Consider the following 8,856-nt stretch of genomic DNA (forward strand, 5'->3'; position numbering starts at 1 on the left):
GTCGCCACGATCCGCATCGCGCCGGTCGAATCCATGAGGAGGTTGCGAGGGCTGGCCCAGGGCAGAACGATCACACACAGGCTCTCATCCACAATGGCCTTCGGTACGCCCTTTTCCGTCGCCACGAGCTGGCGGGTGGTGCGTAGCGTGCGGTTGATGGTCTCAGTCCAGTCGTCCGCGAACGCGCTGCAGGTGAACGCCAGCAGGCAGGCGCAGAGAATCCTCATCGCGGACCTCCTTGGCACGCTGGGAAGGGCACAGATGGTACCACAGCGCTCCGGCTGACACGCCGCCGCGCCTTCTGCGACAATCATCCTCTTGTCTCCGCAAAAGAAGCTGCGCGTAGCCGTGGTCGGCGTGGGCGCCTTCGGGCGCAACCACGCGCGCGTCTACCATGAGCTCGCGCAGCAGGCCGACGCCAACGTCGAGCTCGCCGGCGTCGTCGATGCCGACTTCGCCCGCGCCCGGGAGCTGGCGCAGCAGTTCGGTACGAAGGCCTTCGGCTCCGTCGCCGACCTCAAGGGCGCGGTCGACGCCGCCACCGTCGCCGTCCCCACCGTCGCGCACCTCGAGGTCGCGACCCAGCTCATGCGCGACGGCATCGACGTCCTCATCGAGAAGCCCATCGCCCCCTCGCTCCCCGAAGCCGACGAGCTCATCAAGCTCGCGCGCCAGCACCAGCGCATCGCGCAGGCCGGCCACCTCGAGCGCTTCAACCCCGCCGTCCGCGCCACCGCCCGCCTCATCACCAAGCCCATGTTCTTCGAGGTCCACCGGCTCTCGGTCTTCACCCCGCGCGCCCTCGACGTCGACGTCGTCCTCGACCTCATGATCCACGACCTCGACATCGTCCTCTCCTTCGTCGACTCGCCCGTCAAGGAAGTGCGCGCCGTCGGCCTGCCCATCCTCTCCGACAAGGTGGACATCGCCAACGTCCGCATGGAGTTCGATTCCGGCTGCGTCGCCAACTTCACCGCCAGCCGCGTCTCCACCGAGCGCATCCGCAAGCTGCGCTTCTTCCAGCCGCACCAGTACGTCTCGCTCGACTACACCCGGCAGGACGTCGTCGTCTTCACCGTCGCCGACGGCACGCCCTCGCCCTCCGCTCCCGGACTCGCCGAGCTCGACGCCGCGCACCCGTCCGGCCCCGAGATCCGCCCCTTCAAGCCCGAGATCGCGCACGAAGAGCCGCTGCACGCCGAGCTACGCGCCTTCCTCCACGCCGTTCGCACGCGCACCGAGCCGGTCGTCTCGCTCGGCGACGGCCGTCGCGCCCTCGCCCTCGCCCTCGACATCCTCGGCGCCATCCGCGACCACTCCCGCCGCGTCGGACTCTAGTACCGGGTACTGAGTACCGAGTACCGAGTCCCCTTAGAAGGAGCCCCTCACCCGCCCGCCGCGTCTAACAATGAGAGAATGGAGATAGCACTCCCTCACAGGCAGGCCACTGTGGACTGTGGACTGTGCACTGTGGACTGCCCCATGGCCACCGCTCACATCCCGCGCCGGCAGCCTCCGGAAGGCGCCCGCCCCACGCCGCGCCCCGCCGTCGAGCCCGACGTCCCGCGCTTCGAGCAATTCGATAGCGTGTGGACCTGGGAGCGGCTGGTCGCGCTCGGCAGCCTGTCCGTGCTCGCGCACCTCCTGTTCGCGCTCGGCGTCGTGGCGCTGGTCGTCGCGCTGCCGAGGAACAGCCCCATCGTCCTCACGGCGAAGGAATTCATCGCCGACCACGGCGTCTACGTGAACCTCGCGCCCGACCAGCAGAAGGTCGTGGAGCGGCCGCAGACCAATGTCGTCAGCGACAAGGATCGCGTGAAGGCCGCGCGCGTGCCGCGCCCCGACCGCAAGACGCTCAACCAGCTGGCGGACAACCTGCGGCCCGGACCTCCCGCGCCCCCGGCCGGCGGCCCGCAGTCGCCGCCGGCGGCGCCCGCCGCGCAGCCCCAGGGACAGCTCGCTCCCGGCGGCGGCTTCCCGCAACCCGCCGGCGATGCCTCCGCCGCGTTGCATGCTCCGAACGCCGGCGCCGGCAAGCCGTCCATCTTCAACACGCCCTCGACTGCCGGCTCCAGCATCGCGGAGGCCGCGCGCGCCGCTTCCTCGCAGCGCGGCGGCACCGTCGTCGGCGGGGAATACGGCAGCGGCCCCGGCGTCGCCTTCACCAAGCACCGCGACCAGTTCGAGATCCTTACCGACACCCTGGGCGTCGACTTCGCGCCCTACATGAAGCGCATGAAGATCCAGGTGCAGAACAACTGGTACAACATCATGCCCGAGAGCGCCATGCCGCCGTGGAGCAAGAAGGGCGTGGTGGTCGTCGAGTTCAGCATCCTCAAAGACGGCCGCGTCACCGGCGTGCGCTTGATCTCCAGCTCGGGCGACGTCGCCCTGGACCGCGCCGCGTACGGCGCCATCACCGCCTCCAACATCCTGCCCGCCCTCCCCGCCGACTTCCGCGCCGACTACGTCACCGTCCGCGCCAGCTTCTACTACAACCCTGATCGCAACCAGCTGCGCTGAAAGCGGCAATTGGCAATTAGCGATTAGCAATTGGCGAGGAGCGAAAGCTTCGCACGAGGAGGTCTGGCCAATTGCTAACTGCCAATTGCTAATTGCCGATTGCTTATTGCCTAATGAACCCATGCGCCCACGCCGCGCCGAGATCTTCGGGCTGCTCGCCATCGGGCTGCTGCTCCTGCTCTTCACCCTGGCGCGCTCGTGGCACCTGATCCGCTGGAGCTGGCGGTGAACCCGCTGCTGGTCGTCATCCTCGGGCCCACCGGCAGCGGCAAGACGGCGCTCTCGCTCGCGCTCGCCCAGCGCTTCTCCGGCGAGATCGTCAACTGCGACTCCGTCGCCGTCTACCGCGAGTTCGAGATCGGCACCGCCAAGCCCTCGCCGGAAGAGCGCGCCCGCGCGCCGCACCATCTCTTCGACGTCGCCGCGCCCACCGAGGTCTTCACCGCCGGCGACTACGCCCGCCGGGCCCGCGCCGTCCTCGCGGAGATCAGGGACCGCGAGCATCTCCCCATCGTCGTCGGCGGCACCGGCCTCTACCTGCGCGCGCTGCTGGACGGCCTGTTCGCCGGACCGCCGCGCTCCGAGGAGCTGCGCGCCCGCCTCCGCGCCGACGCTGAGCAAAAGGGCTCGCAGCACCTGCACGAGATGCTCGCCCGGCTCGACCCCGCCGCCGCCGAGAAGATCCACGCCAACGACGTTCCCAAGCTCATTCGCGCCATCGAGGTCGCGCTGACCGCGCGCCGCCCCATGACCGAGATGTGGCGCGAAGGCCGCGACCCGCTCACCGGCTTTCGCATTCTGCGGCTCGGCCTCGACCCGGAGCGCAACGCGCTCTACACCCGCCTCAACGAGCGCGCCAGGCAGATGTTCGAGCGCGGTCTGCTCGAAGAGACCCAGGCCCTGCTCGAAGAATACGGCGGCTCCGCCCGCCCGCTCGGCTCGCTCGGCTACAAGCAGGCCGTGCAGCACCTGCGCGGCGAGAGCGACCGCAAGCTCGCGGTCTGGGCGGCGCAGCAGTCCCACCGCAACTACGCCAAGCGCCAGATGACCTGGTTCCGCCGCGAGCCCGACGTCCACTGGCTCAAAGGCTTCGGCGACGACCCAGCCATCCAGAGCGACGCGCTGCGGCTGGTATCCGAGCGACTAGCGACTGGCGACTAGCGACCCCATTTGTTATCGTCCCAACCGATGCTCCGTCGCCTCATCGCTCTCCTCCTGCTGCTCGCCGTCTCCGCCTCCGCCCAGGACGCTTTCCAGAAGCCCGGCCCGGTGCAGCTCACCAGCGAAGGCGACCGCTGGGCGCAGCGCACGCTCCGCCGCCTTTCGCTCGAAGAAAAGATCGGCCAGATGTTCATGGTCCGCGCCATCGTCGAGTTCCGCAACCTCGACAGTCCCGAGTTCCAGCAGCTCGCCGGCGACCTCAGGCGCTATCACGTCGGCAGCGTGCTGCTCACCGTGCCGAGCGAGAGCGGCTTCGTCTTCCGCAACCAACCCTACGAGGCGGCCGCGCTCGTCAACGAGCTCCAGCAGCGCGTCGACGTCCCGCTGCTGGTCGCCGCCGACTTCGAGCGCGGACCCGGACAGCGCCTCCAAGGCGTGACCCAGTTCCCTTCCGCCATGGCGCTGGCCGCCACCAACGACCCCGCCAACGTCGAGCGCTTCGCCCGCATCGTGGGCGCGGAATCGCGCGCCATCGGCGTGCAGTGGAACCTCTTTCCCATCGCCGATGTGAACTCCAATCCCGACAACCCCATCATCAACACGCGCTCCTTCGGCGAAGACCCGCAGCAGGTGGGCGAGCTGGTCGCGCGCTACATCCGCGGCTCGGTCTCCGCCGGCGTGCTCACCACCGCCAAGCACTTCCCCGGGCACGGCGACACCGCGACCGACTCGCACCTCGATCTCGCCATGGTCACCGGCGACCGCGCCCGCCTCGACCGCGTGGAGCTCGCGCCCTTCCGCGCCGCCATCGACGCCGGCGTCGACTCCGTGATGATCGCCCACGTCACCGTGCCCGCGCTCGATCCCGACCCGAAGCGCGTCGCCTCCACCTCCCCGGTCATCATCCGCGACCTGCTCAAGGGACAGCTCGGCTTCCAGGGCCTCGTCGTCCCCGACGCCATGGACATGGCGGCGCTCACGCGCCTCTACCCGCAGCCCGGCCGCGCCGCCGTCGAAGCCGTCAAGGCCGGCAATGACATGGTCCTCATCCCGCCCGACCTCGACGCCGCCTTCCAGGCGCTGGTCGCGGCGGTGCAGTCCGGCGAGCTGCCCGAATCGCAGATCGACGAAAGCGTGCTGCGCATCCTGCGCGCCAAGGCCGCCGTCGGCCTGCATCGCGACCGCCTGGTGGCGCTCGACCAGCTCAACCGCGCCATCGCCCGCCCCGCCGACGTCCAGTTCGGCCAGCGGGTCGCCCAGGAGGCCGTCACCCTGTTGCGCGACAGCGGCCGCGCCCTCCCCCTCAAAAAGTCCGGAACCGCCGCCCCCGCCCTGCCGTATGGAACAGTAGAGGCGCCGCCGGCGCCGCTGCTGGCCGTGTTGCTGCTCGAGGACCTGCGCTCGGAGACCGGGCGCGCCTTCGATCGCGAGCTGCGGGCACGCGTGCCGGGAGCGCGCGTCGTTTGGCTCGACCCGCGCAACACCGCCGCGCAGGCGCCGCAGGTCGTCGAGATGGCGGATCGCGCGGAGCAGGTCGTGGTCGCCACCTACGTGGTGGCCTCCGGAGGCAAGTTCGTGATGGTCAACGGCAAGCCGGTCAACACGGTGGGATTGCAGGAGCCCCAGGCCAACCTGCTGCGCGCCCTCCTGCAGGCCGCCGCGCCCAAGACCGTGCTCGTCAGCCTCGGCAACCCCTACCTGGCCGCCGGTTTCCCCAAAGTCCAGAATTATCTCTGCACCTACTCCAACGTCCCGATATCGGAGGTCGCGGCGGTGCGCGCGCTGTTCGGCGAAGCCCCCATCCGCGGCCGCTTGCCGGTCTCGGTGGCCGGCATTGCGCAGCGCGGCGCCGGCATCGACAGGCCCAGCGTCGTCAGCCGCAAAGGAGGATCCCCGCATGTCCGCTCACGAGAGGAACTGGTTCACTGAGACGCCGCTGCGCCGCTTCGTCGGCGCGCTGGTCGTGCTCTGCGCCGCCGCCCTGCTGCTCTCCGCCATCGGCTGCAATATGTCGGTGCGCGAGGACGAGAGCCGCGGCTCCAAGAAGGTCGACATCGAGACCCCCTTCGGCGACCTCAAGGTGCAGAACGAGGCCGACGCCAAGCAGACCGGCTTGCCCGTCTATCCCGGCGCCACCCCCAAGCCGCCCCAGCATGGCGACGACGACAAGGGCCAGGCCTCGGTCTCGATGAGCATGTTCGGCCTGAAAGTCGCCGTCATCAGCTACGTGAGCGACGACTCCCCCGACAAGGTGCTCGCCTGGTATCGCGGCGAGATGAAGCCCATGGGCAGTTTCATCGAGTGCACCGGCTCCGGCGACGTCGGCAGCGCCCACGTCGAGGGCGATTCCGACAAGGGCGGCCTCGACGACCCCGTCACCTGCGACAAGGATCCCGGCGACCGCGGCCGCAAGGTCACCCAGCTCAGGCTCGGCACCAAGGGGAACCAGAAGATCGTCGCCATCGCCGAGCGCAAGGATGGCAAGCCCGGCTCCGAGTTCGCGCTCATCCGCGTCATCGTCGGCAAGGGCAAGGGCGACACCATCTAGTTCTGAGCTGTGAGTTCTGAGTTGTGAGTTCTGAGTGAGCGCGCGCTTCGGCGCGCGCTTTCTTTTCCGCAACTCGTACTCACAACTGGCAACTCACAACTCGGCACTTGCTTGCCCTGTTCGCGTTCATTTACCTTGAGTGGCTCATGCAGATCGCCTGCCACCGCTGCGGCGCCGTGCTCGACGAAGGCACGGCCTTCTGTCCGTCCTGCGGCGCGCCCCAGATCCGCGTGAGCCCGGAGCAGGCGACGCCTCCCATGCCGCCCGGCACCCCCGGCGACCTGCAGCCGCCCGCCATGCCGGTCGCGCTGCCCGCGCCGCTCGACTGGAGCGTCGGCATCAAGGCCTGCGCCCTGATGGGCCTGGTCGCTTCGCTGCCGTCTTCCGTCCCCATCGTCTCCACGCTCTGCTGCCTCTGGCTGCTCGGCGGCGCGGCCCTGACCGTCAAGCTCTATCGCAGGTGGAGCCCCGTCAGCGAGATCACCACCGGCCAGGGCGTGCGCCTCGGCGCCGTCATGGGCCTCTGCACCTTCGCCTTCTGGGTCGTCTTTCGCATCGCGGCCGAGGCCCTCCGCGGCGGCTTCCGCCAGCGCATGGTCGAGCAGCTTCAGCGCTCCGCCGCCACCAATCCCGACCCCAACGTCCAGGAAGTCATCCGCAAGCTCGCCACTCCCGAGGGCATCGCCATCTTCGTCACTCTGATGATCGTCATCACGCTCTTCTCCTTCGTGATCTTCGGCATCGCCGGCGGCGCGCTCGGCGCTTCTCTCTGGGGCCGCCGCAAGACCTCCTAGGCCCGATTCGCCAACCCATTCAGAATCAGCTACTTAGCACGTTCCCGCCCGCCCCGGAAACCGCCCAGTAACTTGCCCGTCATCCGCCGGACGCGTATCATTCCGCTTCCCCTGAGAAGACAGGACCCTCGATGAGTTCGCTGCCCGCTCCCCGCCAGCCGCTGCTCCACGAAAAGGCTCAGCTGATGTCCGCCTCGGAGATCGAGCGCACCCTCGTCCGCCTGGCGCACGAGATCGTGGAGAAGACCGGCGTCGAGAAGCTGGCGCTGGTCGGCATCAAGCGCCGCGGCGTCCCGCTGGCCGAGCGCCTCGCCCGGCTCATCGGCCAGATCGAGAAGAAGAAGAAGGTCCCGGTCGGCACGCTCGACATCGCGCTCTACCGCGACGACCAGACCGCCGTCGGCCCCAAGCCCGTCGTCAACAAGGGCGAGTTCGGCTTCGACATCACCGGCATGGACGTCATCCTGGTCGACGACGTCCTCTACACCGGCCGCACCACGCGCGCCGCCATGGACGCCCTGTTCGACCACGGCCGCCCGCGCCGCGTCCAGCTCGCCGTCCTCATCGACCGCGGACACCGCGAGTTGCCCATCGACGCCGCCTACGTCGGCCGCCTCGTCCAGACCAAGCCCCACGAGATGATCGAGGTCCGCCTCACCGAGACCGACAAATCGGAGAAAGTCCTGCTGGCCGAACCCGAACCCACAGGCAAGAAGCGATGAAGGGAAACCGCTCGCTCCTCGGAACGGAGAGTCTCTCCCCGGAAGAGATCCAGGGACTGCTGCGGCTGGCGCGCCGCATGCAGTCCGCGAAGCCCCGCCCCATGCTGCGCGACCGCCGCGTCCTCCTCCTCTTCTACGAAGCTTCCACCCGCACCCGCGTCTCCTTCGAGTTCGCCGCCAAGACCCTCGGCGCCTCCACCGCCATCGTCACCGCGACCCAGTCTTCCATCGAGAAGGGCGAGTCGCTCATCGACACCGGCTACACCGTGCGCGCGCTCGGCGCCGACTGCGTCGTCATCCGCCATCCCGCTTCCGGCGCGCCCCACCTGCTCGCGCGCCACCTCGACGTCCCCGTCATCAACGCCGGCGACGGCATGCACGAGCACCCCACGCAGGCCCTGCTCGACGCCTACACCATCCTGCGCCACAAGCCCAAGATCGCCGGCCTCCGCGTCGTCATCGTCGGCGACATCTACCACTCGCGCGTCGCGCGCTCCGCTGTCTACCTGCTCACCAAGCTGGGCGCGCAGGTCGTGCTTTGCGGACCGCCCGAGCTCGCTCCCGAAGTCGCCGGCACGCTCGCCGCCAACGTCACCGTCACCCGCCACCTGGAAGGCGCGCTGCGCGGCGCCGACGTCGTGATGATGCTCCGCATCCAGAAAGAGCGCCTCGGCACGCTCCAGCTTCGCCTCGACGACTACATCGGCTACTACCAGCTCACTGCCGAGCGCCTGAAGCTCGCCAAGCGCGACGCCCTCGTCATGCACCCCGGCCCCATGATCCGCGGCCTCGAGATCGCCGGCGACGTCGCCGACTCCCCCCAGTCTGTCATCCGCGAGCAGGTCGAGAACGGCGTCTTCGTCCGCATGGCCGTCCTCGCCACCGCCATGGGGGCCGCATGAGAACCGTTTCCAGTTCCCGGTTTCCGGTTTCCCGCATCCCGCATCGCCGCTTTTCGGGAAACGGGAAACGGGTGACCGAAAACGCTTTTAAAACAAATGGCTAAACCGGAAAAATCGCCGAGCCTGTTGATCAAAGGCGGCCGCGTCGTCGACCCCGCCAACAAGGTCGACGCCGAGATGGACGTCCTGCTGCGCGACGGCAAGGT

The 8,856-nt window shown here is 69.0% G+C and carries 9 protein-coding genes; 8 read left to right on the plus strand and 1 reads right to left on the minus strand.

Features of this window, described 5'->3' with window-relative positions:
• Window positions 1–227: hypothetical protein (locus tag VLA96_04320; protein ID HSE48412.1), on the minus strand; the 227-nt coding region annotated here is incomplete at its 3' end.
• Between the two features lie 91 nt (window positions 228–318).
• Between VLA96_04320 and VLA96_04325 the strand changes: the two genes are divergently transcribed.
• The 8 genes from VLA96_04325 to VLA96_04360 all read left to right on the plus strand — a co-directional run bounded on the left by VLA96_04325 (window position 319) and on the right by VLA96_04360 (window position 8,650).
• The gene (locus VLA96_04325) at window positions 319–1,338 is read left to right on the plus strand and encodes a Gfo/Idh/MocA family oxidoreductase (protein ID HSE48413.1); all 1,020 of its coding nucleotides are present in this window, start codon (window positions 319–321) and stop codon (window positions 1,336–1,338) included.
• 144 nt (window positions 1,339–1,482) lie between these two features.
• A complete protein-coding gene (locus VLA96_04330) occupies window positions 1,483–2,523 on the plus strand; it encodes a TonB family protein (GenBank protein ID HSE48414.1) in 1,041 nt (346 codons plus the stop codon).
• A 198-nt stretch (window positions 2,524–2,721) separates the two neighbouring features.
• A complete protein-coding gene (gene miaA / locus VLA96_04335; GenBank protein HSE48415.1) occupies window positions 2,722–3,684 on the plus strand; it encodes a tRNA (adenosine(37)-N6)-dimethylallyltransferase MiaA in 963 nt (320 codons plus the stop codon).
• A 27-nt stretch (window positions 3,685–3,711) separates the two neighbouring features.
• Complete coding sequence (locus VLA96_04340) at window positions 3,712–5,613, plus strand: glycoside hydrolase family 3 protein (protein ID HSE48416.1); 1,902 nt, start codon at window positions 3,712–3,714, stop codon at window positions 5,611–5,613.
• Window positions 5,582–6,232 carry a hypothetical protein gene (locus VLA96_04345; protein ID HSE48417.1) on the plus strand — a complete coding sequence of 217 codons (651 nt, stop codon included), beginning with the start codon at window positions 5,582–5,584 and terminating at the stop codon, window positions 6,230–6,232. The genes VLA96_04340 and VLA96_04345 overlap by 32 nt, the downstream gene beginning before the upstream one ends.
• A gap of 107 nt (window positions 6,233–6,339) precedes the next feature.
• Window positions 6,340–7,026, plus strand: coding sequence for a zinc ribbon domain-containing protein (locus tag VLA96_04350; protein HSE48418.1), 687 nt, complete (start codon window positions 6,340–6,342; stop codon window positions 7,024–7,026).
• Window positions 7,027–7,157: 131 nt separating this feature from the next.
• Window positions 7,158–7,748: a bifunctional pyr operon transcriptional regulator/uracil phosphoribosyltransferase PyrR gene (gene pyrR / locus VLA96_04355; GenBank protein ID HSE48419.1), complete on the plus strand. Its 591-nt coding sequence runs from the start codon at window positions 7,158–7,160 to the stop codon at window positions 7,746–7,748.
• On the plus strand, window positions 7,745–8,650 hold the full coding sequence (locus VLA96_04360) for an aspartate carbamoyltransferase catalytic subunit (protein HSE48420.1): 906 nt from the start codon (window positions 7,745–7,747) through the stop codon (window positions 8,648–8,650). The genes pyrR and VLA96_04360 overlap by 4 nt, the downstream gene beginning before the upstream one ends.
• Window positions 8,651–8,856 lie beyond the last annotated feature (206 nt).

The organism is Terriglobales bacterium (assembly GCA_035457425.1).
Classification (GTDB): Bacteria; Acidobacteriota; Terriglobia; order Terriglobales; family Acidobacteriaceae; genus JACPNR01.